Raw genomic sequence first — 25165 nt, forward strand, 5'->3', positions numbered from 1 at the left:
CCCTCGTATTCGCTGCACGCTAGAGGCACGAACCGGCGGCGGCCAGTTACAGTTTGGACGGGACACAAGAAACCCCGCCGGCAAGACCGGCGGGGTTGATTGTTCGCGGCGATGCGGAGGCGGTCAGCCTTCGCGTTCGGCCATCATCTTCTTGATCTCGCCGATCGCCTTGGCCGGGTTGAGACCCTTCGGGCAGACCTGGGCGCAGTTCATGATGGTGTGGCAGCGATAGAGTTTGAACGGGTCGTTGAGATCGTCCAGGCGCTCGCCCTTGGCCTCGTCGCGGCTGTCGGCCAGCCAGCGATAGGCCTGCAGCAGGGCGGCCGGGCCGTAATACTTGTCGCCATTCCACCAGTAGGACGGGCAGGCCGTGGAGCACGAAGCGCACATGATGCACTCATAGAGCCCGTCCAGCTGTTCGCGGTCTTCGGGGCTCTGCTTCCATTCCTTTTCCGGCGCCGGCGTATCGGTCTTCAGATAGGGCTTGATGGCGGCGTGCTGGGCGTAGAAATCGGTGAGGTCCGGCACCAGGTCGCGCACCACCGGCTGGTGGGGCAGCGGCGAGATGGTGATCGTACCGTTATACTCGTCGATGCCCGAGGTGCAGGCGATGGTGTTGCGCCCGCCGATATTCATCGAGCAGGAGCCGCACACGCCCTCGCGGCAGGACCGGCGGAAGGCCAGCGTCGAATCGACATTGTTCTTGATCCAGATCAGCGCGTCGAGAACCATCGGCCCGCAATCGTCCATGTCCACCTTGTAGGTGTCCCAGGTGGGATTGCCGCCCGCTTCCGGGTCATAGCGGTAGATGCGGAAGGTGCGCGTATTTTTGGCGCCATCCGGTGCCGCGTGGGTCTTGCCCTTCTTGGGCTGGGAACCGCGGGGAAGTGTCAGCTGAACCATGAGGGTCCTCGTTCAGTTCACGGCGCGCTTGTCGCGCGGAATCATCAGTTTCAGGCCGGACCAGACATCGGTGACGGCACAGACTTTCACATCGACCAGATCGATCGGCAGGGCGACCTCACGGATCACATCCTCGGTCATGTCGGTCGCCACTTTCGACGCCTTCTTGGGCCAGGAGACCCAGATCATGCCGTCGGGCCGGATCGCCGAGCGCAGGCGCGGCAGATCGGTTTCGAACTCGGCGCGCACCCTGGTGAAATAGTGCACGAAATCGAGTGCATCGCCGGCCTCCGCCCGATCCTGCTCGCGCGCGAACAGGGCGGCCGAGCGCAGATCGTCCAGCTCCGCCGGCAGGCCGAGAAACGCCACCGCCTGCCCGTCCTTGAGACCGAGCTTTTTGGGCAGGGGCGTCCCCGAATATCCGGCGGTCGCAGCCATCGATCAGTACACCCGCGCCTTCGGCTCGATATACTGGATATCGTTGGACATCGTGTAGGTGTGCACCGGGCGGTAGTCGATCTTCACATTGCCCTTGTCGTCGCACCAGGCGAGCGTGTGCTTCATCCAGGTCTCGTCATTGCGGTCCGGGAAGTCCTCGCGGGCATGGGCGCCGCGGCTTTCCTCGCGATTGGCCGCCCCGTTCACCGTCACCGCGGCCTGGCTGACCAGATTGTCCAGCTCCAGGGTCTCCATCAGATCCGTGTTCCAGATCATGGTGCGGTCGGTGACCGAGATGTCCGGCAGGCCGGTATAGACCTGCTTGATCGCCTCGACGCCCTCATTGAGGACCTCGCCGGTGCGGAACACCGCGCAATTGTTCTGCATGGCGCGCTGCATCTCGAGGCGCAGCTTGGCGGTCGGCGTGCCGCCCTTGGCATTGCGGTACTTGTCCAGCCGGTCCAGCGAGAGCTGGCCGTCCGTGGCCTTCAGCTCCGGCTGGCTTGCGCCCGCCGTCACCGTCTCGCCGACGCGCAGGCCGGCCGCGCGGCCGAACACCACGAGGTCGATCAGCGAGTTGGAACCCAGGCGGTTGGCGCCGTGCACCGACACGCAGGCCGCTTCGCCGACAGCCATCAGGCCCGGCACGACCGCATCGGGATCGTCGCCCACCTTGGTGAGAACCTCGCCGTGATAATTCGTCGGGATACCGCCCATATTGTAGTGCACGGTCGGCAGCACCGGGATCGGCTCCTTGGTCACGTCGACACCGGCGAAGATGCGCGCGCTTTCGGAAATGCCCGGCAGCCGCTCGTGCAGGATGTCCGGATCGAGGTGATCCAGGTGCAGGTGGATGTGATCCTTGCCGGCCCCGACACCGCGACCCTCGCGGATCTCCATCGTCATCGAGCGCGAGACGACGTCGCGGGAGGCCAGGTCCTTGGCGGACGGCGCATAGCGCTCCATGAAGCGCTCGCCTTCCGAATTGGTCAGATAGCCGCCTTCGCCGCGGGCGCCCTCGGTGATCAGGCAGCCGGCGCCATAGATGCCGGTCGGGTGGAATTGCACGAATTCCATGTCCTGCAGCGGCAGGCCGGCGCGCAGCACCATGGCATTGCCGTCGCCGGTACAGGTGTGCGCCGAAGTGGCGGAGAAATAGGCGCGGCCATAGCCGCCGGTCGCCAGGATCACGGTCTGGGCGCGGAAACGGTGCAGCGTGCCATCGTCCAGCTTCCAGGCGGTGATGCCGCGGCAGGCGCCCTCATCGTCCATGATCAGGTCGAGCGCGAAATACTCGATGAAGAATTCCGTCTCGTTGCGCACGGACTGGCCGTACAGCGTGTGCAGGATGGCGTGGCCGGTCCGGTCGGCGGCGGCACAGGTGCGCTGCACCGGGCCTTCGCCGTAATTGCGCGTCATGCCGCCGAAGGCACGCTGGTAGATCTTGCCGTCCTCGGTGCGCGAGAAGGGCACGCCCCAGTGTTCCAGCTCGTACACGGCTTCCGGCGCGTTGCGGCACAGATATTCGATCGAGTCCTGGTCGCCCAGCCAGTCCGACCCTTTCACGGTGTCGTACATGTGCCAGCGCCAGTCGTCCTCGCCCATATTGCCCAGCGAGGCGGAGATGCCGCCCTGCGCCGCGACGGTGTGCGAGCGGGTCGGGAAGACCTTGGTGATGCAGGCAGTCTTCAGACCGGCCTGCGAGGCGCCCAGGGCAGCGCGGAGGCCCGAGCCGCCGGCGCCGACGACCACGACGTCATAGGTGTGATCGATCCAGTTGTATTCGGCCATCGTGTTTCGTGTCCGTTACAGAGCGAGCTTGAGAAGGGCGAAGGCCGTGATCAGCCACAGCCCGGCCGCGATGAAAGTGTTGCCCAGCACCAGCAGCGTCCTGGTGAAGGGCTTGTGGATATAGTCCTCGATCACTTCCAGCATGCCGGTGCGCATGTGGGCGAGACCGGCGGTCAGCGTCAGCAGGGTGACAATGGCGCCGGCCGGCGAGGCCAGGAAGGCGCGCGTGGCCAGCGGGTCCGGCGCGCCGGACATGGCCAGCATCCACACGAAGACCGGGGCGAGGAAGAACAGCGCGATCGCGGTGATGCGGTGGGAAATCCAGTGGCTCGCGCCGTGCCCGGATGCGCCGAGACCGCGGACCTTCGAGGCGGGCGTACGATAATCGCTCATGCTCACGCTCCCAGGTTCAGCCAGAGAAGGGCCGTCGGAATGACCGCCGCAATGATGATGAGGTAGGAGCGCAGGTTGGAACCGGCCGGGTCGTAGCCCTTGCCGAAATCCCAGACCAGGTGGCGCAGCCCGTTCAGCCAGTGATAGCTGATGCAATAGGTCAGGACGATCAGGCCGAAGCGCGTCACCCAGGCCATCCAGCCCTCGAACAGGAAAGCCACCCAGCCCTCGGCTCCGAAAGCCAGCAGGATGATCCAGACGGAAATGGCGACGGCGCCGATATAATTGGCGATCCCGGTTGCGCGGTGGAGAATGGACGACGCCATCGTCGCGTGCCAGCGCCAGACCTGCAGGTGCGGCGACATGGGACGCGGATCAGACCAGTCGGAAGCCATGAGGCAGCCTTTCGATAACTATCCGGATAAGCCGCGTCCGACGCCCCCGTCGAAGCGGTATGTCAGTAATTGTGCAGCACAATAGGCCGCAAAGTGTCAGGGTCAACGCACACAGCGCTTACCGCTGACAACATCCAGACATTCCGGCGGGTTGTTCGGAATCGTTCTCATCGAGACCGAGCTGGGAACACGTTCCGGGCGGCAGCCGCTAGGGCCCGGTGCGGATGGCGAGATCGGCGATCGCGGCGTCCAAGGCCCCGTCAGGGTCAACCTGCAGGTCGGGCACAACCCCGTTACCTTCCCAGTCATCGCCCGTCAGTGGATCGAACGTTCTTCCGATCGGAATCATCGCTCCGAACCCGTGCGCCAGGGGATAGAATTCAGCGGCGTGGCTGGCGCCATAGGTCCGGCTGCCAATGATGCGCGCGCGACCGCGCGCCTGCAGCACGAAAGCGGCAAGCTCCGCCGTCGACGCCGTCATCCCGTTGACCAGAACAGCCATCGGTCGGTCAGCAGCAGACCGGCATGCCGCGGAGGGCGTGGCGCCACGCCGCGTCAGCTGCGAACCCTCGGCGATGCGGATCTCGATCGCATAAACCGGTGTCGGCTCGGCGAACAGACAGCCCGCCATCCAGCGGAAAAGCCTGGCCTCGCCGCCCCGGTTGTCGCGGAGGTCCAGGATCAGCGCCTCGCCGGATCGCAGCGCACCCAATCGCGATTCAATGCCGGCCCGGTCGAGCGTGTCGGTGGAGAAGTCCTCCAGCCGCCATAGGCGTATGCCCGGCGCCACTTCCGGCAGGCTTTGTTCAGTCGACCGGCCCTGCTCAATCGCGTCGCCGTCCGGACCCTGCAGATCAGACGGCTCGCCGGATACATGCGCGGATTCCTCATCGCGAAACTCGGCTGTGCCGAGAATTCCAGCTGTCCGGTCGGGGCCGTACACCCCCATGTGGCCGTCCGCCTCCACAGCCTGGAGGCGGCGATGCAGAAACAGCGCGAATGGGGCGGGCCCGGCAGGTGCCTGCGCGATGTCGATCGTCTCGAGACTGTGCCGGTACCGCGCCCGCACGTCGGGCGAGAAGTGATAGGCATCAATCGCCTCCGACAGGGATTCGACAATTGCCTGGCGGTCAGCCCGGGCCAAGGAGGAGGACGGCTCTGCTGGTGCGATCGACGACAGAAAAAGGGCAGACAGGACGGGGATGAGCATGATCGGGACACCTGAACTTGAAGGACGGGCAAACTACCCGGATAGTGCGGTGCGATGCCCCGGTCCCAAACTCATCAAACCTCATCCGGCCACCCTCGCAGCGCCTGCCCGGGTGCAGGACAGCATGCCTTCCGGCTCGGCACGTGGCGGGTCGATCCCGAAGACCGGTCGCTTTCCGACGGTGAGACGCGGATCCATTTGCAGGCGTTGCCCATGCGCGTTCTGTGCTATCTGTGCGCACATGCCGACCGTGCCGTTGGCCGCGCAGAACTCGTGCGGGAAGTCTGGCAGGTCTCCCACGTCTCCGAACACGCCGTGCACAATACCATCTCCACCTTGCGCCAGGCCTTGGGCGATTCCGTACGTGCACCCCGCTACATCCGGACCGAGCGGCTCGCCGGCTATCGCATTATCGGGCCGCTCACGGCCGACGCAACGGAACCCGCCCTGACCGCCGCTGAGTCCCGCCAATGGCGCTTCGGGTGGCGCACAGCGCTGCTGATCACCTGTGCCGCAATAACCGGCTTGTTCCTCATCCGAAGAGAACCCGCCCCGACCTTGGAAGACTGGCTGTCCAATCCTCCGCAGAACTGGGAGGTCGAGGTCACAGGCGAGCGTTGAGCGTCACACCCGGCTGGCTTTCTCATCGGCACGGCCTAGATTGATCGCTGTTGCCCAGAGGAGAGCCTGCATGTCCACGACACCGCAACGCACCGCCGTCGTCACCGGCGCATCGACCGGGATCGGTCATGCCTGTGCAGCCCGGCTGGCTGCCGAGGGCTGGCGGGTCTTTGCCGGCGTGCGCAAGACCGCCGACGGCGAACGCCTGGTCGCCGAGCTGGGCGAGGCCGTCATCCCGCTGATCATGGATGTCACCGACACCGCCACCGTACAGGCCGCTGCGGAGACGGTCCGCACAGCGCTCGCCGGGCGCACGCTGGACGGGCTGGTCAATAATGCCGGCATCGCCGTGGCCGGTCCGATGCTGAACGTGCCGCTGGAGGATTTCCAGCAGCAGATGGACGTCAATGTCACCGGCATTGTCCGCGTCACCCAGGCCTTCGGCCCCCTGCTCGGCGTGGATGAGAGCCTGGAAGGCGGACCGGGCCGCATCGTCATGATGTCCTCGGTCGCCGGCGAGATGGCCGCGCCCTTCCTCGGCCCTTACTCGGCCTCCAAACACGCCGTCGAGGGCCTGTCCAAGGCGCTGCGCCGCGAGCTGATGCTGTACGGGATCCAGGTCGTGGTGCTCGGGCCGGGCGCGGTGGCGACACCGATCTGGGCCAAGGCCGAAGAGATCGACGCCGAGCCCTATCGCGAGACGCGCTTCTATGACGCCCTGCTGCGCATTCGCGGCTGGATGGCCAAAAACGGTCCGGAGGGTTTCCCGCCGGAAAAGATCGCCGACCGCGTCTTCCGCTCGCTGACCGAGGACAAGCCGCGCCTGCGCTATGCCATCGTGCCCCAGCGGCTGACCAACTGGTCCCTGCCCAAACTCCTGCCCGACCGCCTGGTCGACAATATGGTGGCCAAACGCGTCGGCCTGCAGCGCAAATACCGCTAGCGCGCGCTTTGCTTGCCCCGCGGAAAGGCGCGCGCCATTCTGCGCGCGGTGTCCGCACCCGGCCGGGCACCGACAGGGGAGAGATTTCATGACACATCCGGTCGTTCGAGCGGCGCTGGCCGGCGCCTCCATCCTGGCGATTGCCGCCTGCAATGATGCAGGCTCCCTGACGCCGGAGGCGAATGCCGCCGCAGCTGTCCGCCAGGACGAGAGCACACCGGAAGCGGCACCCGCCGCCGACCCCGCCGCCAGCGAGGCCTTTGCGTCGCTGGTCGAGGACTATGAAGCCTTCCAGAGGGAAAACAGCCTGAGCCGCCGGGCCCGCGACGGCGATCTGGACGCGATGAGCCGGTGGCCGGACGTGTCTGCCGAACACCAGGCCGAAGAAACCGCGCAGGAAGCAGCCTTCCTGGAACGGCTGGAAACCATCGATCGCGACGGCCTGGACCGCAATGACCGCGTCTCCTACGACGTGCTGGATTATTCGCTGCGCTTCAGCGTCGAGCTGGCGCCCTTCGACACCGCGCGCACGCCCTTCCTGAACGATAGCGGCTTCTTCACCGCGCCGACCTATGCCGCCGCATCGACCCGGCCGCGCAATGCCGAACAGGGCGAGGCGTGGATTGCCCGCCTGCGCAACCTGCCGGACTATTTCCAGGCCAATATCGACTGGATGAACCGGGGTCTGCAGGACGGCTTCACCCAGCCGCGCCTGATCGCCGAACTCGCCGCCTCGCAGATCGAGGCGCTGGCCGATGCCGACACGCTGTCCGGCATCCTGATCGCCCCGGTCGACGCCCTGCCGGCCGGCATGCCCCAGGCCGAGCGCGACCGCCTGCGCGCCGAAACCGAGGCCGCCATCGCCGAGGCGGCCCTGCCGGCCTATGAAAACCTGCTCGCCTATTTCCGCGACACCTACATCCCGCAGACCCGCGAGAGCCTGGGCATTTCCGACGTGCCGCAGGGGCGCGAATACTACCAGACCCTGGTGCGCTACCACACGACGCTGGATACCTCGCCGGAGGAGGTCCATCAGCGCGGCCTGGCCGAAGTTGCCCGGATCCGTGAGGAAATGGACGCCGTCATTGCCGAGACCGGTTTCGAGGGCACGTTCGCGGAATTCCTGCACTTCCTGCGCACCGATCCGCAATTCTACGCCGAGACGCCGGAAGAGCTGCTGATGCACGCCGCCTGGATCGCCAAGCGGGCCGACGACCAGATGCCGCGCTTCTTCGGCCATCTGCCGCGCCTGCCCTATGGCGTGCGGCCGGTACCGGACACGATGGCGCCGACCTATACGACCGGCCGCTACTGGGGCGGCGATCTCGAGAACGGCGTGGCCGGCGGCTATATGGTCAACACCTATGACCTGTCCCAGCGCCCGCTCTACACCCTGCCGGCGCTGACCGTGCACGAGGCCGTGCCGGGCCACCACCATCAGATCTCGATTGCCGCCGAGCTGGAGGATGTGCCGGACTTCCGCCGCAACACCTATATCACCGCCTTCGGCGAGGGCTGGGGCCTCTATACCGAGAATCTGGCTATCGACATGGGCCTCTACACCACGCCCTACGAGGATTTCGGCCGGCTGACCTACGAGATGTGGCGCGCCTGCCGGCTCGTGGTCGATACCGGCATCCACTATATGGGCTGGACGCGCGAACAGGCCGAGGCCTGTTTCCTGGAAAACTCCGCCCTCGCCCCGCACAATATCCGCACCGAGGTGCAGCGCTATATCTCCTGGCCGGGCCAGGCCCTGGCCTACAAGTCGGGCGAGCTCTTGATGCGCGATCTGCGCCGCCAGGCCGAGGAACGCCTGGGCGCCGGTTTCGACATCCGCGAGTTCCACGACGTCCTCCTGCGCGACGGCGCCATGCCGCTGTCCGCGCTGGAAGAAAAAATGCTCGCCTGGATCGAGGACGAGGCGGCCGCGCTGGAGGGGGAATAGTTTCGCTTTGTCATCCCGGCCGGATAGCCCGCCAAGGCGGGCTGCAGGGCCGGGACCCATACGCGCCAAATCCGGCCGTTGGCAAACGCGATCTCAGAGACAGCAAGGATCAGCACCGGGATTATGGGTCCCGGACTTCCGCCCGGCCCGAGGCCGGGCATCCATCCGGGATGACAACTTGCTTGGGGATTTTCCTTGATGACCAATCTTGCCTTCGCCCTCACCGACTTCCTCGTCGTCATCGGCGCTGCAATCGGCCTCTGGCGCCTGTGGCCGCAGCGGCGGCATGGCGAGGTGCGGATGATCCGGATGGGGCTGGTTCTGATGGCACTGGCGGCCCTTGTCGGCACGATCCGATTTGCCTCGGGCCAGATCGACGGCCCGCTGGCAACAGCGCACGGCATCGCCAGCAGCTATGCGGCCGCAGCGGGTCTTCTCCTGATCGCCACAGGTCTCGCCCTCACCGCTTTCCGCGTCCGGCTTCCCGCGGGCGTGACCCGCTATATCCGCATGGGCATTCCCGTTTTCATTGCCTTCCTGCTGGTTTTCCCCGGCTCGGATACGCTCCTCGGCGTACTGCCCGCCCTGGCGCTTCTGATCGGCCTGGCGGGCGCGGGCGCCCTGCTGACAAGGCGCGACTGGCCGGCGGGTCTGGTCTGGCTGGCAGCCTTCGGTCTTCTGGCCTTTGCCTCGCTGGTGATCGGCGGCAGCCGCGACGCCACCACGCTGGGCCTGGCCAACTGGCACATCTATCACGCCCTGCTGGGCGTCTGGGCCGTGCTGACCGGCGAAGGGGCACGGCGGATGATGGCGCGGCCAGGCGGCTGAAGCGCTGCCCGGCCGGCCGATTTCGCATACCCGTCCCGCGCTCATAATTGACCGCGCCGCTTGACGGCGCGGCGGCGCGTGGCCACTTATCCGCCCTCCATGAGCGCCCATGACGACAACCCCGCCGCCTCCGGGGCCGATACGCCGCCGACGCGGGATCCGGTCACCGATGAAGGCCTCGACGTTCTCACCTTCGGCTGCCGGCTGAATGCGTGGGAAAGCGAGGTCATGCGCAAGCATGCGCGCGAGCAGGGGCTGACCAATACCATCCTGGTCAACACCTGCGCCGTGACCAATGAGGCCGTGCGCCAGGCCCGCCAGCACATCCGCCGCGCCCGGCGCGAAAATCCCGGGGCGAAGATCATCGTCACCGGCTGTGCCGCCCAGGTCGATCCGGACATGTTCGGCCGGATGCCGGAAGTCGATCGCGTGGTCGGCAATGACGACAAGCTGAAAGCGGAAACCTTCGCGCCCGCCACCCTGCTCGGCGGCACCGAGAAAGTGCGCGTCAACGACATCATGAGTGTCACCGAGACGGCCGGTCATCTCGTGGAGGGCATGGAAGGCCGCGCCCGCGCCTATGTCCAGGTGCAGAATGGCTGCGACCACCGCTGCACCTTCTGCATCATCCCCTATGGCCGCGGCAATTCGCGCTCCGTGCCGCTGGGCGAAGTGGTCGACCAGATCAGGACGCTGGTCGATGCGGGGCATTCCGAAGTGGTGCTGACCGGCGTCGACCTCACCTCCTGGGGCGAAGATCTGCCGGGCAATCCGCCGCTGGGGCGCCTCGTCCAGGCGATCCTGAAGCATGTGCCCGACCTGCCGCGCCTGCGCCTGTCCTCCATCGACGCGATCGAGATCGATGACGCCTTGTTCGAGGCCGTGACGGGAGAAGAGCGCGTGGCGCCCTATCTGCACCTGTCGCTGCAGGCCGGCGACGACATGATCCTCAAGCGCATGAAGCGGCGCCATCTGCGCGGCGACGCGATTGCGCTGTGCGAACGGCTCAAGGCCGCCCGTCCGGAGATCGCCTTCGGCGCCGACATGATCGCCGGTTTCCCGACCGAGACGGAAGCGATGTTCGAGAACTCGATCGGCCTGGTCGACGAGTGCCGGCTCGCCTATCTGCACGTCTTCCCGTTCTCGCCGCGCCCCGGAACCCCCGCCGCACGCATGCCGCAGCTGGAACGCGCCGTCATCAAGGACCGCGCCAACCGGCTGCGCGCCAAGGCCGACGAAGCGCTGCAGCGCCATCTCGACGGCATGATCGGACGTGTCAGCGCTGCCCTGGTGGAGAAGCCGGGCTTTGCCCGCGCCGGCAATTTCGCCGGCATCCGCATCCCCGAAGCGCAAGTGCCGCGGGCCGGTGCCCTTGTCGATATCGACGTGACCGGGCATGACGGGCGCGAACTGCAGGGGGTCATCGCCGGATGAGCGAGAAGAAACCGGGCTTCTTTTCCCGGCTGGCGCAGGGGCTGAAGCGCTCCTCGACCCAGCTGGGCGACAGCGTCACCGCCATTTTCACCAAGCGCAAGCTCGACGCCGCCGCGCTGGAGGAGCTGGAAGACGCCCTGATCGCCGCCGATCTCGGTGCTCCCGCCGCAGCGCGGGTCACCGAACGCCTTGCGCGCGACCGGTTCGACAGGGAAGTGACCGACGAAGAGGTCCGCGCGGCGCTCGCAGATGTGGTCAGCGAGACACTAATGCCACTCCAATGTGACCTCGATGTCACCGGTATGTCACCGCAAGTGGTGGTCTTTGTCGGCGTCAACGGGTCGGGCAAGACCACCACACTCGGCAAGATTGCCGTCAAGCTGAAGCGCGAGGGCCGCAACCCGCTCCTCGCCGCCGGCGACACCTTCCGCGCCGCTGCGATCGAACAGGTCTCGGTCTGGGGCGAACGCGCCGGGGCGCCCGTGATCAAGCGCGAGATCGGCGCCGACGCGGCCGGTCTCGCCTTCGACGCGCTGGAAACCGCCGAACGCGACGGACATGACGTTGTCCTGATCGATACGGCCGGCCGGCTGCAGAACAAGGCCGAGCTGATGGACGAGCTGCGCAAGGTCATCCGCGTCATCAAGAAGAAGATGCCCGAGGCCCCGCACCATGTCGTGCTGGTGCTCGACGGCACCGTCGGCTCGAACGCCGTCTCCCAGGCCGAAGCCTTCCTCGAGGCCGCCAATGTCACGGGCGTGGTGATGACCAAGCTGGACGGAACGGCCAAGGGCGGCGCCCTGGTGCAGGTGGCGGAAAAGTTCAGACTGCCCATCCACTATATCGGCATCGGCGAAGGCGAAGAGGATCTCCAGCCCTTCTCCGCCCGCGACTTCTCCCGCGCCCTGGCGGGTCTGGAGGACTAGCGGTTGGACGCGGTCACGCTCGCCGCGACGCTGGCCATGCTGGGCTCGGCCGCCGCGCATTCGGGCATGACGCTTCTGACCAAACAGGCCGAGGACAAGCTGGTCTTCCGCGGCCTGACCCTCGCCTTTGTCGGCCTGGCCTTCCTGCCCTGGCTTGTCACCCAGCCCCTGCCGCCCTGGGAGGTCTGGCGCTTCCTGCTGGCCGGCACGGCAGTGATCTGGGCCTACAACATGCTGATGATCGCCGCCTTCAGCCATGGCGACATGAATCTCGCCTATCCGGTCATGCGCGGCAGCGCACCGGCCCTGGCGGCCCTGGCAGCGTTTGTCTTCCTGCAGGAAACCATCTCGCCCGGTCAGCTGGCCGGCCTCGCCATAGCCTGCGCCGCGCTGATCGGCTTTGCCTGGCCCGAACGCGACGGCAAGCCGAAGGTGAAGGTCCTGCTGCTGGCCCTCGCCGCCGCCACGATGACCGCCGCCTACACCGTGATCGACGCCTCCGGCGTGCGCGAGAGCGGCCGCATCCTCGTCTATCTCGGCTGGTTCTTCGTCCTGTCCATCGTCACCATCCTGCCGACAGCGATCCTGCGACGGGGCCGTGCCTTCTGGCCGGCGGCCCGCCGCGAGGCCCGTCCGGCGCTCTATTCAACCGTATTCAACGCCTCGACCTACGGGCTCGCCCTCTATGCCTACGCCTCGGCACCCGTTGCCCCGATGGCGGCCCTGCGCGAACTGTCCATCGTGTTCGGGGCGGTTCTGGCCGCCCTCGTGCTGAAGGAACCTTTCGGCCTGCGGCGGACAGTGCTTGCAATCTGCCTCGCCACCGGGCTCGTATTGCTACAGATGATGTAACCAGCCGAGCGGGAGACGCGATCTTGGCCCAGACCCGGAATACGAGCGAACAGGGCTCGCGCCTCCTGATCGATGCCGGCCCGATCGGCGTGTGGATCGTTGTCTACAATCTCGCTCGCTTCGTTGCGGGGGACAGCGCAATCTACTGGGGCACAGGCGCCTACATGGTCGCCGCAACCGCGGCCGTCATCCTGTCGATCCGGGTTGAGAAACGCATCCCGCCCATGCTGATCTTCACAACGGCGCTGGTCCTGGGTTTCGGCGCGATGGGGATCTGGCTGCAGGACCCCATCTTCATCTACATCAAGCCGACCATCATCAACCTTTTCCTGTCCTACATGATCCTGATCGGTCTCTTCTTCGGCCAGAATGTCTGGAAGATCTTCTTCCAGCACATTTTCGAACTGCCCGAGCGCGCCTGGACCATCCTGGCGATCCGCTGGGCGGTCTGGTTCCAGTTCCTCGCGGGGCTGAACGAAGTGATGTGGCGGCACATCACAGACAGCGTCGTGCCGGTAAGCGCGCGCTGGTTCGACGGGCTGGCCCTGTCGGAGGCCTTCTGGGCCAATGCCAAGCTGGGCGTCATCGCTCTGACACTGGCATTCGGCGCAGCGCAACTGCCCCTGATCTTCAAGCACCAGCCGAAAAGCGACGATCCCGCCAGCGCTTAAGCCGAAAATCCGTGCTCGGATCAACGTCATTTTCGCGTTATAAATCCGCATTAGGATGAAATCGGGATCGGGCGGAGAGGGTCATGTCGCAGGACAAGCCGGACACGAAAAAATTCGACCTGGCCGAGTCGCCGGGACACCTTCTCCACCGCGCACAGCAATTCGCGGCCGAACGCTTCATGAAGGCCATGGCCGGCGCCAAGCTGACCCAGCGCCAGTTTGCCGTGCTGCACGCCACCGGCGGGAATGAGGGCCTGACCCAGACCGAGCTGGTGAAGGTCACCGGGATCGACCGGTCGACCCTCGCCGAGCTGGTCGCCCGCATGGTGCGCAACGGCTTGCTGGAACGCGAGAAACTGCCCGATGACGGCCGCGCCAATGCGGTCCGTCTGACCGATGACGGGCGCGCCCTGCTTGAAGCCGCCACGCTCGGTGCGATGGAGGCCGACAAGGCGATCCTGTCGGCCCTGCCGAAGAACAAGCGGGCCAGCTTCCTGGAAACCCTGCGCCGTATCGCCCTGACCTTGGAGAAGGGTGAGGAAGAGGCCAAGAAGGCGCGCGAAAAGGCCAAGGAAAAGAAGAAGAAAGCCAAGAAGAAGGCGAAGGAAAAGGCCAAGGAAAAGGCGAAGAAGGCTGCCAAAAAGGCGAAGAAGGCCGAAAAGGCCTCACAGGAGCAGGTGTCCGCCTAGAGCCATTTCATCGCAATTTGGGTCGACGAAATGGCTCCGGCTTTTTGAGCGGCCGCATTTTCGAACCGCAAAACCGGTGCCCACTTTTGCTGAAAATGCCGGGTCCTGAGCGGCCGCATTTTCGAACTGCAAAACCGGTGCCCACTTTTGCTGAAAATGCCGGGTCCTGAGTGATCGCTTTTTCGAACCGCAAAACCGGTGCCCACTTTTGCTGAAAATGCTTCAGCGACGCGCGCCACGATCCAGTGCCGGATAGATGCGATTGCGCAGCACATCGGCGGTGAGCGGTCCAGGCCAGCGGGTCAGGACCTCGCCTTCGGCCGAGATCACCAATGTCTCCGGTGCCCCGGAAATCGCCAGCGCCTGTGCCGATGCGCCGTTCACATCCTGCATGATGCCTGCATAGGGATTGCCCAGCTCGGCCAGGAAGGCGTTTGCGTCGTCTGGATGATCGCGCCAGTTGATGCCGTAGATCGCATACCCTTCCGCCCGGAGCGCCATCAGCACGGGGTGCTCGATCCGGCAGGGCGCACACCATGATCCCCAGACATTGAGCAGGTAGGCGCCCTCGATATCAGCGGGATCGAATGCCGCCTGTCCGGCGAGCGGCGCCAGGGTGAGCTCGGGCAGGGGCTCGCGCGGCGCGTGATGGTCCTGATACACCCGCCAGCCCAGCATGCCGGCCAGGGCCAGGACCGCCAGCAGCGCGGCCAGGCGGATGGCCTGCATCATGCCTCGTCATTCTCCAGACGGCGCAGGCGTCCGGTCGCGGCACGGCGTTCCAGCAGTGCCAGAACCACCAGAGCCGCCAGAGCCAGGGCAGACAGGCCCCAGGCCGGCCAGATGAAAGCCGCATAGCCGCCCATCGCGAAGAATTCGCTCATGCGCCGCTCCCCTGCGTCGACTGCGCTGCACGGGCCGCCTGCAGCTTGCGGCGCTCGATCTGCCGTGCCCGCTGGATCACGGCGCGCGAGCGCAGCCGGTAGAAGACCAGCCACGCCGCCAGCATCGTATAGGCCAGCGCCATGATGGCGAGCGGCCAGAGCTGGCTGGAATGGATGGTGGGTCCGTCGAAACGGATCACCGAGGCCGGCTGATGCAGGGACGACCACCAGTCGACCGAGAATTTCACGATCACCAGATTGACGACGCCTGCCATGGCCAGGACCGCACCGGCCCGTGCGGCTTGCTGGGCATCCTCGAGCGCGGCGCGCAGGGCCATATAGCCCAGATAGACCAGCAGCAGGACGAGCACGGAGGTCATCCGCGCATCCCATTCCCACCAGGTCCCCCACATCGGCTTGCCCCAGAGCGAACCGGTGATCAGGGCCAGCACCGTGAAGACGGCCCCGATGGGCGCGATCACCTCGGCCGCCGCATCGGCCAGCGCGTGGCGCCAGACGAAGAAGACGAAGCTCGCCCCGGCCAGCGCCGCATAGAGCGCCATCGCCATGTAGGCGGCGGGCACGTGGACATACATGATCCGCACCGTATCGCCCTGCTGGTAGTCCGGCGGCGAGCCGAAGAAGGACAGGTAGATACCGATGCCCAGCAGCAGCACGGTCAGGACGCCCAGCACCGGGATCACCCGCCGGGCCAGACCGTCAAAACGCTGGGGGTTGGAAAAGTAGGACAGCATGGCTTCGCTGATTACTTTGGGATGCTCCGGGCGGCAAGTGCGACGGATGCGCGCTTGAAACGGTCCGGCGTGAACAGGCTTCCCCTGCGAAGTGGGAGAAGTGCCGACCCCGGCCTTGAGCCGGGGGAGGCGATGGGGGGAGAGCCCTTAGCCCAGCCGCGATCGCACCGCGGCCGCGATCCCGAACGGTACCAGCGCAATCGTTCCCAAAGACACGGCTGCCGTCAGCACGAGGTTCGCCAGGGCCCGTTCATCCCCTTCAAAACCCGCCCGGCCGGCGCCGGCGGCGAAGATCAGGACCGGCACCATCATCGGGGCGGCGATCAGCGCGATCAGCAGGCCCGAGCGGCGCACACCGGCTGCCAGCGCACCCGCAAATCCTGCCAGGAGCACCAGCGCCGGTATGGCTGCGGCCAGCGCCGCGGCCAGCATCAGGCTCGGCTGCAGCGGCACGCCGTACATCAGCCCGCCCAGAAGGGCGATCACCGGCAGGGGCCACAGGGTTGCGATGCCCTGCCCCAGCGTCTTGGCGAGGCAGAGCAGGGACAGACCCATCGGCGACAGGGCATAGAGGTCCAGCGTGCCGTCGGAAAAATCGTCGCCATAAAGGCGCTCGGCCGATTGCAGCACCGACAGGAGGGCCGCAAAGCCCATCAGGCCGGGACCGGCGGCAGCGAGGAGTTCAGGCGACGGTCCGATCGCGAGCGGCGCAAGGGTGATGGCTGCCAGGAAGAAAGCAGCCGGACCGGCCGGGCCGCCACCACCCGACCAGGCCAGCCGCGCCTCGCGCGCAAAGACCGCACCGAGCCGGCTCACCGGTACATCCCCAGATCCAGCATGGCGGCCCCGGGCCAGTCCAGCGTCTGGTGCGTCGCCGCGATCACGCTGCCGCCGCGGCTGCGGTGCCAGGCGACCAGTTCGGCGAGACGGTCACGGCCGGCGCCGTCGAGCGGACCGGCGGGTTCGTCGAGCAGCCAGAGCGGCCGGTTGGCCAGCGCCGCGCGGACAAGTCCGGCGCGCCGCTGCTGTCCCCGCGAGAGCTGACCGGCCGGCCGGTCGATCAGCGCCCCGATCCCCATCACGCGCATCAGGGGCAGGATCGCCGTGCGCGGCGTGCCGTGCATGTCTGCCCAGAAGCGCAGGGCGTGCCGCAAGGTCTCGTTCGGCTTGAGCCCGTCCGCATGGCCAAGCCAGCCAAGCGTATCGGCAGCAACCTGGCCGGCCGGCTGATCGCCGATCGCCACAGCACCGGCATCCGGACGCACAAGACCGGCCAGCGCGCGCAGCAGGGTCGTCTTTCCGGTGCCATTGGGACCGGTCAGCAGGAGCGCGCCGGACGGCGCGAGCGCCAGGTCCAGGCCCTCGACCAGCCGCAGCCCGCCGCGCGACAGGGAAAGTCCTGACGCTTCAAGGGTCTGCGGAGACAGCGCCTCAAGGGCTGGGAATTCGGCAAGGGCGGTCGTCATGGCCAGCATGTCGCCCGAGCGGGGTTGGTTCGTCAACGCACGGAACGCCGCATTGCAGCAGCGCCCCACACCGGTTAAAACCCCGCCAAAACATACGGCCACTTCGAAATGGCCGACCTCCCACCGGGCATTCCCCGCCCCTTCGACGCCTTACGAGGATGACGCATATGGCCTCTCTCGACAGTTTTTCCTGCAAGCGCACCCTCACCGCCGCCGGTGAGACCTATACCTATTACGACCTCAAGGTCGCCGAAGCGAACGGCCTGACCGGGGTCTCCCGCCTGCCGGCCTCGCTGAAGGTGCTGCTGGAAAACCTGCTGCGCTTCGAAGACGGCAAGACCGTCACCAAGGCAGATATCGAGGCGATGGCCACCTGGCTGACCACGCGCACCTCGGAACACGAGATTGCCTACCGCCCGGCCCGCGTGGTGATGCAGGACTTCACCGGCGTTCCGGCCGTGGTCGACCTGGCCGCCATGCGCGATGCCGCCGGCAAGCTCGGCGCCGACCCGCAGCGCATCAACCCGCAGGTCCCGGTCGATCTGGTGATCGACCACTCGGTGATGGTCGACAATTTCGGCCAGGCCAACAGCTTCGCCAAGAATGTCGAGCGCGAGTACGAGCGCAATGGCGAGCGCTACAAATTCCTGAAATGGGGCGCCAAGGCGTTCGACAATTTCCGCGTCGTCCCGCCGGGCACCGGCATCATCCACCAGGTGAACCTGGAAAACCTGGCCCAGGCCGTCTGGACCAAGGAAGAGAATGGCGAGACCGTCGCCTACCCGGACACCTGCGTGGGTACGGACAGCCACACCACCATGATCAACGGCCTGGCCGTGCTGGGCTGGGGTGTCGGCGGTATCGAGGCGGAAGCCGCGATGCTGGGCCAGCCGGTCTCCATGCTGATCCCGGAAGTCATCGGCTTCGAGCTGACCGGCAAGATGCCGGAAGGCGCCACCGCCACCGACCTCGTGCTGAAGGTCGTGGAAATGCTGCGCAAGAAGGGCGTGGTCGGCAAGTTCGTCGAGTTCTACGGCGAAGGCCTGGATCACCTGTCGCTGGAAGACGAGGCGACGATCGCCAACATGGCGCCGGAATACGGTGCGACCTGCGGCTTCTTCCCAGTCGACAATGAAACACTCGAATACCTGCGCGCCACCGGCCGCGACGACAAGCGCGTCGCGCTGGTCGAGGCCTATTCGAAGGCCCAGGGCATGTTCCGTCCGGACTACACCGAAGCGCCCGTCTTCACCGACACGCTGCACCTGGACATGTCGACCATCGTTCCGGCGGTCTCCGGTCCGAAGCGCCCGCAGGACTGGGTCGAGCTGTCCAAGGCCGCCGAAGGCTTCGCCAAGGTGATGGAGACCGAGTACGGCAAGGGCGGCGAGCTGGACAAGTCGGCCCCGGTCGAGGGCGAGGACTATGTCTTCACCAATGGCGACGTCGCCATTGCCGCGATCACCTCGTGCACCAACACCTCCAACCCCTCGGTGATGCTGGGCGCCGGCCTTCTGGCCCGCAACGCGCTGGCGAAGGGCCTGAAGGTGAAGCCGTGGGTGAAGACCTCGCTGGCGCCCGGCTCCCAGGTCGTCACCGACTATCTGGAAAAGGCCGGCCTGCAGGACGATCTCGATGCGCTGGGCTTCAACCTCGTCGGCTATGGCTGCACGACCTGTATCGGCAATTCCGGCCCGCTGCCGCCGGCGATCTCGAAGACCGTCAACGAGAACGATCTCGTGGCGACCTCCGTCCTGTCCGGCAACCGCAATTTCGAAGGCCGGATCTCGCCGGACGTGCGCGCCAACTATCTCGCCTCGCCGCCGCTGGTGGTGGCCTACGCGCTGGCCGGGTCGATGAAGGTCAACCTGACCACCGACCCGCTCGGCCAGGACGAGGACGGAAACGACGTCTACCTGAAGGACATCTGGCCCTCCTCGGCGGAAATCGCCGAAGCCGTCCGCACCGCCGTCACCCCGGACATGTTCGCCAAGCGCTATGCCGACGTGTTCAAGGGCGACGAGAACTGGCGCGACATCGAGGTTACCGGCGGCCTGACCTATGAGTGGGATCACACCTCGACCTATGTACAGAACCCGCCCTATTTCGAAGGCATGACGATGGATCCGGAAGCCCCGGGCGATGTCGTCAACGCCAAGATCATGGGTCTGTTCGGCGACTCAATCACGACCGACCACATCTCGCCGGCCGGTTCGATCAAGGCCGACAGCCCGGCGGGCCGCTACCTGCAGGAACGCCAGGTGCCGGTTCTGGAGTTCAACTCCTACGGCTCGCGCCGCGGCAATCACGAGGTGATGATGCGCGGCACCTTCGCTAACATCCGCATCAAGAACAAGATGCTGGACGGCGTTGAAGGCGGCTTCACCAAGAAGGACGGCGAGCAGAAGTTCATCTACGACGCCTGCATGGAATACCAGGCCGAGGGCACGCCGCTGGTCGTGTTCGGCGGCAAGGAATACGGCACGGGTTCGTCGCGTGACTGGGCTGCCAAGGGCACCCGCCTGCTGGGCGTGAAAGCCGTGATCGCAGAGAGCTTCGAGCGCATCCACCGCTCCAACCTGATCGGCATGGGCGTGCTGCCGCTGCAGTTCGAGGACGGCCAGTCCTGGGAAGCCCTGGGCATGACCGGCGACGAGATCGTAACGATCAAGGGTGTCGAAGCGCTCGAGCCGCGCGCCGAGATGGACATCGAGATCACCTTCCCGAACGGCGACAAGAAAGTCGCCAAGGCCCGGGCCCGGATCGACACCGAGAACGAGCTCGAATACTTCCGCAATGGCGGTATCCTGCACTACGTGCTGCGCAATCTGGCGCGGGACTAGGCCAATAGTACAAAGCACGCGCTCCATCCTCCCCCTTGATGGGGGAGGTGGGACGCGGCGCAAGCCGCGGGTCGGAGGGGGTGGGAACGAGGTGTTTCCAATTCGCAAGCACAGGGATTCACCCCTTCCGCCCGGCTTCGCCGGGCACCTTCCCCATCAAGGGGAAGGACTGATCGGCTCTCGACGCCGTCACGCCCAAGTGATTGGCGCGCCCGGACCGGGGTGATTATCTAGACAGCATGCGACAGCTGGTGTCCCTCTTCCTTGCCCTGGCCACTGCCGGGCCTGCCCTGGCCGGCGAACCGGATACGCGCGAGACCGCGTGCTGGTCGGAACGGCCGGTGCTTGTGGAACTCTTCACCAGCCAGGGCTGCCCGCTCTGCCCCGACGCCAACCGCTATCTGGGCGAACTCGACCGCCACGAAAACGTCTTCACCCTCGCTTTCGCCGTGTCCTACTGGGACATGTATGGCTGGACCGACACCTATGCGCGGCCGGAATATGTCCAGCGCCAGCGCATGTATCTGCCCAATCTCGATGTCAGCCGCCTCTACACGCCACAATTCGTGATCGACGGCATCACCGACGCACCGGGCTGGAACCGCGACAAGGTTTCCGGTGCCGTGAATGAACGCCTCTGCGCCATGCCGGACAGCCCGGTCATCCGCCTCGAAGACGGTCCGTTCGGTTCCTTCATGGTACATCTGGACGGCGAAGCGCCGGAAGAAGAGCTCGATGTCTGGCTGGTCGCCTACGCGCCGGGCTGGGCGATGGTCGAGATCGGCGCCGGCGAGAATGAGGGCCTCGACATGCCGCACTACAACATGGTCAAGAGCCTGACCTATCTGGGCTCATGGTCCGGCGGCGAAGCCACCTTCATGGGCGAGAGCTTCCGCCGTTTCGGCACGGTCGCCATCGTGCAGGGCACGGGCGGCGGCCCGATCTACGGCTACGCCCACGCCGAACCGGAAGACGAGGACGGCCGGCAGCACTAGAGCACTTGCAAGCCAATTTCAGCTTGAGCCCTCCCGGGCCATCGCCCTAAAGTGGTGCGAGGCTGGGGGATACGGTATGTGGTGGCGTGTTTTTGCAGGTGCTGTGCTGGCAATTCCGCTCAGCATAAGCGCGGTTTTTGTGACCGAGACCTTTCAGCGTGGCCTGTCGGCTAACAGTCCGGACGAACGCGATGTTCTGCGTCCGCTGAGATTCGCCGAAGCGCCAGATCCGGAAGTAAGCTTCGCGCCGATACCGGACTTCGTAGTTGACGTAGATGTCCCGGCCGCAACAGAGAGAAACAAGACCCCGCCCGACGGCGTTCTGCCCCTGTTGTTCGACTATCAGTTCTTCGCCGGACGTAGCCACGCCGACCATTTTCATCGCCAGATCGTCGATACGGCGAACCAGGCTGGTGCCAATGCGATCTCGCAAATCTCGGTTCCGTTCGACCCGGCACGCCAGTCGGTCCAGCTGCATCACCTCGTGCGGACGCGCGACGGTGTCGTGGAAACACTGAACGACTCGGTTCGGCTTGAATTCGTTCGTCCGGACAGCGGACGGGAAACCGGCATGTTCAGCGGGCAGGTCACCGCGCTTCTTCGCGTACCGGGGATGCGCGCAGGCGACAGACTCGAGCTGGCCTATACAATCCGCGATCAGTCCCCGGTCACGGGACATCGCTATACGCTGGCGATCTCCTATGCCGATCAGATGGTTCTGTATGACCAGGTGCATGTGCGCTCCTCCTGGCCACGTGGACCGCTGAATTTCAGCGGCCATGGCGGAGCGCCCGAAGTGAGCGAGACGCACGAGGACGGGCGCACGATATTGTCATACGGTCCCGGACCCGTGGAGTTCACAGAGCCGGATTATCTGACCCCGCCCTGGCGCTACCCCTACCCCGTCTGGGTCGGCACCCAGTACGAGAACTGGCATGAGGTCGCTGAGTGGGCTGCCGAGCTCTTCCAGCCGGTGAGCGATCCCGATGTCGACGCGCTTGCGCAGACAATCATGCAGGCCCACCCGGACGAGGACGAGCGCATTATGGCCGCGTTGCGCCATCTGCAGTCGGAAATCGATTATTTTGCGATCATGCTGGGAGAAGGCGGATACCGCCCCCTTCACCCGGCGGAGACGCTGCGGTTCTCTGAAGGTGATTGCAAGGCGAAGACCCTCCTGCTGATCTCCCTGCTGCACGCAATGGGCATCGAGGCCGAAGCCGCGCTGGTCAGCACCACGACGGGCCGGGGTCTGGACGTCCTGCCCCCGACCCCGCAGGTCTTCGATCATGTCATCGTCACGCTTGCCCGGGGCAATCGCCGCTACTGGCTGGATCCGACCGGCACCCCCCAGCACGGCGACCTGAGAGACCAGCAGCCCCTCGCCTGGGGCTATGCGCTGATCGCGAACGACAACAGCTACGCCCTCACACAGGTCGAGCGTCCGCTCGATCGCGTCCCCTTCCTCGATATCGAGGAGCGGTTCTCGATCGCTTCAGCCGACCGCGACGATCACCGGGCCGTCCTGCGCACGGAATGGGTCTATCGGACCGCGATGGCCGACCTGATGCGTGCCGCCGTGGACTTCAACGGAGAGGATACCGTTCTGGCCGGAATCAACAGTTTCTACGCGGCCCGCTTTGCCGACATGACTCCCATCGGAGAAGCGACCCTGGAGGAAGACCCGGAATCCGGACATCTTGTCTTGTCTGCGGAGTACCAGGTCGAACTGTTCGACTTCAGCGCCGAGGACGCCCCGGAACCGACTTATGTCTTTGTTGCACACGGCCCGTCGCGTCAGATCGTCATGGCACCGCTGGAGAACCGGGAGGCCCCGCTTGCCATGCCCTATCCCTACGATGTGCGGCACCGCATCGTCATCAACCTGCCGGAGGGGGCAGAAGGCTGGATTCCCGACAGTGAGGAAGCGCTGGAATATGCCGCGGACCTGACCGTCGAGAATGATGTATTCGAGCTGATGGATGAGCGCCACTACGACGCCGAACAGACGGTACTGACGGCACGGACCCGCGTCATGTCACCCGAAATCCTGCCGGAGCACTTCACCCGGGTCGGCAATGATCTGCAGACGGCAGATCAACTCGCTTTCATCGTCCTCGGTGAGCACATCAATGTGGCGATGGACCCGGGTCGCACACGCGGCCTGGTCACGCCCAGTGCGCCGCCCATCATACCGGGAATGGCCGCGGCCACACGATAGGGACTGGAAGCGGCCGTGTTCCCGTCCTAGCGCGGTGCGCGCTTTGCCAGGATGCGCTGCAACGTCCGGCGGTGCATGTTCAGGCGGCGGGCAGTTTCCGAGACATTGTGATCGCACAGTTCGAAAACGCGCTGGATATGCTCCCAGCGCACCCGGTCGGCCGACATCGGGTTTTCCGGCGGTTCCGGCTTGTCTTCCGGGTGGGCCAGCAGCGCCTTGATGATGTCGTCGGCATCGGCCGGCTTGGACAGATAGTCGACCGCGCCCGCCTTCACCGCAGCCACCGCCGTCGCGATATTGCCGTAGCCGGTCAGCATGACGACGCGGCAGTCCGGCCGCGAGGCGTGCAGCGATTTCACGACATCCAGGCCGTCACCGTCCTGCAGGCGCAGATCGAGAACCGCGAAGGCGGGCGGGTTGTTGCGCGCGACTTCCTTGGCCTCATCCACGGATCCAACGGCGGACACAATGAAACCCCGGCCCGTCATGGCGCGGCCCAGCCGTGTCCGGAAAGGCGCATCATCATCGAGAATGAGCAGGGATTTGTCTTCGGGAAGCTGGTATTCGATCTCGCTCACACGTCCGTCCTCGTCATTATTCCGGTGTGCAGAACCTTCACTAGCCCAGAGCGGGCGGGGCCTCCACCTCTTTGCGCGGCCAGCGGATCGAGACCACTGCGCCGCCCTGGGGGCCGGCATTGTCGAAACGCACCACACCGCCGGAGTTTTCAATCATCGTCTTGGCGATGAAAACCCCCAGCCCCAGCCCGCCCTGTCCGGGCGTTCCCGAACGGGTCGTGGTGTAGGGCTCGCCAATCCGGGACAGGATTTCCGGTGAGAAGCCGGGGCCGTCATCGATCACGCGGATATAGACATTGCCCGGATCCCAGCGCCCCTCGACGGTGACGCGTGTATCGGCGAAATCGACGGCGTTCTCGATGAAATTGCCGATGCCGTAGAGGATTTCCGGCATGCGACGCAGGACGGGCGGCTCGGACCCCTGGCCCTCGGCCAGCTGCACCTCGACCATCGGCCCCAGACCGCGAAGCGGCGCACTCGCCTCCTCCAGCGCGGCCAGGAATTCGAGCCGGTCGTGACGGATGTCGCTCACCGAGCGCTCCTGGCTGAGCCGCTTGAGAATGTCGCGGCAGCGACGGGCCTGGGCGACCATCAGCTCGGCATCCTCGCGAAGAAGCTCATTGTCCTTGAGATCGCGCAGCATTTCCTTGGCGGTCAGCTGGATCGTGGCCAGCGGCGTGCCCAGTTCGTGGGCGGCCGCGGCGGCCAGCGCGCCCAGAGCCGACAGGCGCTGCTCCCGCGAGAGCACGCTCTGCGTGGCCGCCAGCGCCGTGGCCATGCGCTTGCCTTCCTGGCTGACGCGCCAGGAATAGATCGCCGTGAAGGCAATCGAAATGAAAATCGCCGACCACAGGCCCAGCACGTAGACGCCGGGCAGATGGATCTGCTCGCCGGCGAACCAGGGCAGCGGCAGGCTCCACAGCCACATGGCGCCGGTGCCGGCCATCGCCAGGGCGCCCACGCCGATCGACCAGCGCGGCGGCAGTGCGGCGACCGAGATCATCACCGGCGCGACAAGCATGATGACAAAGGGGTTCCACAACCCGCCGGTCAGCATCAGCAGGACGCACAGCTGGACCACGTCATAGCCCAGCTGGGCAAAGGCCTCCCAGTCGCGGGCAAAGCGTTGCGGCGGCACCGAGAGGGTCAGCCAGGTATTGATCCAGGCACTGGCCAGGATCACACCGAGACAGAAGCCGATCGGCAGTTCGAAACCGATCACGAAGTGAACGAGGAGAACCGTCAGGGTCTGGCCGGCAACCGCCAGCCAGCGCAGCATCACCAGCGTGCGCAGGCGCAAGCGTCCGAAAACCGGGGTCAGCTGGGCGTCACCGCCATATGGATCCCAATCGGTATCGACCATTCAGACCTCCCCCAGCAG

The 25165-nt window shown here is 65.8% G+C and carries 25 protein-coding genes; 12 read left to right on the forward strand and 13 right to left on the reverse strand.

Annotation, left to right across the window (positions count from 1 at the left end):
- Positions 1–123: 123 nt before the first annotated feature.
- The 6 genes from PKE71_RS11390 to PKE71_RS11415 form a co-directional block, all read right to left on the reverse strand.
- Entirely contained in the window at positions 124–903 is a 780-nt protein-coding gene (locus PKE71_RS11390; protein ID WP_271187100.1) for a succinate dehydrogenase iron-sulfur subunit, read from the reverse strand.
- 12 nt (positions 904–915) lie between these two features.
- Complete coding sequence (locus tag PKE71_RS11395; protein ID WP_271187101.1) at positions 916–1341, reverse strand: DUF3052 domain-containing protein; 426 nt, start codon at positions 1339–1341, stop codon at positions 916–918.
- Between the two features lie 3 nt (positions 1342–1344).
- Positions 1345–3132, reverse strand: coding sequence for a succinate dehydrogenase flavoprotein subunit (gene sdhA / locus PKE71_RS11400; RefSeq protein WP_271187102.1), 1788 nt, complete (start codon positions 3130–3132; stop codon positions 1345–1347).
- Positions 3133–3147: 15 nt separating this feature from the next.
- Complete coding sequence (gene sdhD / locus PKE71_RS11405; RefSeq protein ID WP_271187103.1) at positions 3148–3525, reverse strand: succinate dehydrogenase, hydrophobic membrane anchor protein; 378 nt, start codon at positions 3523–3525, stop codon at positions 3148–3150.
- A 2-nt stretch (positions 3526–3527) separates the two neighbouring features.
- Positions 3528–3920 (reverse strand): succinate dehydrogenase, cytochrome b556 subunit, encoded by a 393-nt coding sequence (gene sdhC / locus PKE71_RS11410; protein ID WP_271187104.1) that lies wholly within the window; start codon positions 3918–3920, stop codon positions 3528–3530.
- A gap of 208 nt (positions 3921–4128) precedes the next feature.
- Positions 4129–5130 (reverse strand): S41 family peptidase, encoded by a 1002-nt coding sequence (locus PKE71_RS11415; protein WP_271187105.1) that lies wholly within the window; start codon positions 5128–5130, stop codon positions 4129–4131.
- 54 nt (positions 5131–5184) lie between these two features.
- Between PKE71_RS11415 and PKE71_RS11420 the strand changes: the two genes are divergently transcribed.
- The 9 genes from PKE71_RS11420 to PKE71_RS11460 all read left to right on the forward strand — a co-directional run bounded on the left by PKE71_RS11420 (position 5185) and on the right by PKE71_RS11460 (position 14042).
- Positions 5185–5751 carry a winged helix-turn-helix domain-containing protein gene (locus tag PKE71_RS11420; RefSeq protein ID WP_271187106.1) on the forward strand — a complete coding sequence of 189 codons (567 nt, stop codon included), beginning with the start codon at positions 5185–5187 and terminating at the stop codon, positions 5749–5751.
- 70 nt (positions 5752–5821) lie between these two features.
- Positions 5822–6694 carry an SDR family oxidoreductase gene (locus PKE71_RS11425; RefSeq protein ID WP_271187107.1) on the forward strand — a complete coding sequence of 291 codons (873 nt, stop codon included), beginning with the start codon at positions 5822–5824 and terminating at the stop codon, positions 6692–6694.
- 88 nt (positions 6695–6782) lie between these two features.
- On the forward strand, positions 6783–8642 hold the full coding sequence (locus tag PKE71_RS11430) for a DUF885 domain-containing protein (protein WP_271187108.1): 1860 nt from the start codon (positions 6783–6785) through the stop codon (positions 8640–8642).
- A 198-nt stretch (positions 8643–8840) separates the two neighbouring features.
- Complete coding sequence (locus tag PKE71_RS11435; RefSeq protein WP_271187109.1) at positions 8841–9470, forward strand: hypothetical protein; 630 nt, start codon at positions 8841–8843, stop codon at positions 9468–9470.
- Between the two features lie 99 nt (positions 9471–9569).
- Entirely contained in the window at positions 9570–10904 is a 1335-nt protein-coding gene (mtaB, locus tag PKE71_RS11440; protein WP_373878813.1) for a tRNA (N(6)-L-threonylcarbamoyladenosine(37)-C(2))-methylthiotransferase MtaB, read from the forward strand.
- Positions 10901–11830, forward strand: coding sequence for a signal recognition particle-docking protein FtsY (gene ftsY / locus PKE71_RS11445; protein ID WP_271187111.1), 930 nt, complete (start codon positions 10901–10903; stop codon positions 11828–11830). The genes mtaB and ftsY overlap by 4 nt, the downstream gene beginning before the upstream one ends.
- A gap of 3 nt (positions 11831–11833) precedes the next feature.
- On the forward strand, positions 11834–12682 hold the full coding sequence (locus PKE71_RS11450) for a DMT family transporter (RefSeq protein ID WP_271187112.1): 849 nt from the start codon (positions 11834–11836) through the stop codon (positions 12680–12682).
- Positions 12683–12705: 23 nt separating this feature from the next.
- Complete coding sequence (locus PKE71_RS11455) at positions 12706–13353, forward strand: inner membrane-spanning protein YciB (protein WP_271187113.1); 648 nt, start codon at positions 12706–12708, stop codon at positions 13351–13353.
- Between the two features lie 83 nt (positions 13354–13436).
- Positions 13437–14042: a MarR family winged helix-turn-helix transcriptional regulator gene (locus tag PKE71_RS11460; protein ID WP_271187114.1), complete on the forward strand. Its 606-nt coding sequence runs from the start codon at positions 13437–13439 to the stop codon at positions 14040–14042.
- Positions 14043–14264: 222 nt separating this feature from the next.
- On the opposite strand, the gene PKE71_RS11465 is transcribed toward PKE71_RS11460, so the two are convergent.
- The 5 genes from PKE71_RS11465 to ccmA all read right to left on the reverse strand — a co-directional run bounded on the left by PKE71_RS11465 (position 14265) and on the right by ccmA (position 17183).
- Positions 14265–14774 (reverse strand): redoxin family protein, encoded by a 510-nt coding sequence (locus PKE71_RS11465; RefSeq protein ID WP_271187115.1) that lies wholly within the window; start codon positions 14772–14774, stop codon positions 14265–14267.
- Positions 14771–14926: a heme exporter protein CcmD gene (gene ccmD, locus PKE71_RS11470; protein WP_271187116.1), complete on the reverse strand. Its 156-nt coding sequence runs from the start codon at positions 14924–14926 to the stop codon at positions 14771–14773. The genes PKE71_RS11465 and ccmD overlap by 4 nt, the downstream gene beginning before the upstream one ends.
- On the reverse strand, positions 14923–15681 hold the full coding sequence (ccmC, locus tag PKE71_RS11475) for a heme ABC transporter permease CcmC (RefSeq protein WP_271187117.1): 759 nt from the start codon (positions 15679–15681) through the stop codon (positions 14923–14925). The genes ccmD and ccmC overlap by 4 nt, the downstream gene beginning before the upstream one ends.
- A gap of 147 nt (positions 15682–15828) precedes the next feature.
- Positions 15829–16497, reverse strand: a complete 669-nt coding sequence (locus tag PKE71_RS11480; protein ID WP_271187118.1) for a heme exporter protein CcmB — start codon at positions 16495–16497, stop codon at positions 15829–15831.
- Positions 16494–17183 carry a heme ABC exporter ATP-binding protein CcmA gene (gene ccmA, locus PKE71_RS11485; RefSeq protein WP_271187119.1) on the reverse strand — a complete coding sequence of 230 codons (690 nt, stop codon included), beginning with the start codon at positions 17181–17183 and terminating at the stop codon, positions 16494–16496. Before ccmA ends, PKE71_RS11480 begins: the two co-directional genes overlap by 4 nt.
- Before the next feature lie 131 nt (positions 17184–17314).
- Between ccmA and acnA the strand changes: the two genes are divergently transcribed.
- From acnA to PKE71_RS11500, 3 genes are all read left to right on the forward strand, one after another.
- The gene (gene acnA / locus PKE71_RS11490) at positions 17315–19990 is read left to right on the forward strand and encodes an aconitate hydratase AcnA (RefSeq protein ID WP_271187120.1); all 2676 of its coding nucleotides are present in this window, start codon (positions 17315–17317) and stop codon (positions 19988–19990) included.
- A gap of 251 nt (positions 19991–20241) precedes the next feature.
- A complete protein-coding gene (locus PKE71_RS11495; protein ID WP_271187121.1) occupies positions 20242–20985 on the forward strand; it encodes a DUF1223 domain-containing protein in 744 nt (247 codons plus the stop codon).
- A 331-nt stretch (positions 20986–21316) separates the two neighbouring features.
- Positions 21317–23206, forward strand: coding sequence for a DUF3857 domain-containing transglutaminase family protein (locus PKE71_RS11500; protein ID WP_271187122.1), 1890 nt, complete (start codon positions 21317–21319; stop codon positions 23204–23206).
- Between the two features lie 26 nt (positions 23207–23232).
- Here the strand turns inward: PKE71_RS11500 and PKE71_RS11505 are convergent, their stop codons facing one another.
- Together PKE71_RS11505 and PKE71_RS11510 are read right to left on the reverse strand one after the other, a co-directional pair.
- Entirely contained in the window at positions 23233–23784 is a 552-nt protein-coding gene (locus PKE71_RS11505) for an ActR/PrrA/RegA family redox response regulator transcription factor (protein WP_271187123.1), read from the reverse strand.
- Between the two features lie 40 nt (positions 23785–23824).
- Positions 23825–25147 carry an ActS/PrrB/RegB family redox-sensitive histidine kinase gene (locus tag PKE71_RS11510; protein WP_271187124.1) on the reverse strand — a complete coding sequence of 441 codons (1323 nt, stop codon included), beginning with the start codon at positions 25145–25147 and terminating at the stop codon, positions 23825–23827.
- Between the last annotated feature and the right edge of the window lie 18 nt (positions 25148–25165).

The organism is Maricaulis virginensis, assembly GCF_027922185.1.
GTDB lineage: Bacteria > Pseudomonadota > Alphaproteobacteria > Caulobacterales > Maricaulaceae > Maricaulis > Maricaulis virginensis.